Origin of the sequence: Bacillus cereus group sp. BfR-BA-01350 (assembly GCF_022663775.1) — a bacterium.
In the GTDB taxonomy this organism is placed as follows: Bacteria; Bacillota; Bacilli; order Bacillales; family Bacillaceae_G; genus Bacillus_A; species Bacillus_A paranthracis.
In genome coordinates this window covers 1-223 of record NZ_JAKUGD010000067.1, presented here as the reverse complement: position 1 = coordinate 223, position 223 = coordinate 1, and the positions used below count along the sequence as shown (strand labels likewise).

Below are 223 nucleotides of genomic sequence, written 5' to 3'. Positions count from 1 at the left end.
TGGCTAAATTTTCTTCAACAGAAAAAATTCAAGCAGTGAAACGATATTTAGATGGTACAGAAAGTGGAAAAACAATTGCTAAATCTATAGGAGTTACTCCTAGCGTACTTCGTGAGTGGATTAGACGATATGAATCTTCAGGTGAAAAGGCCTTTGAAAAGTGCTATACATTCTACCCAGCCGAGTATAAACTAGATGTACTTTATTATATGAATGAACACGG

General features: G+C 35.4%; 1 protein-coding gene. It reads left to right on the top strand.

Annotated features, from left to right (window positions below; genetic code table 11):
- On the top strand, positions 1-223 hold a 223-nt coding region (locus MR147_RS27005; RefSeq protein ID WP_242304896.1), incomplete at both ends, for a transposase.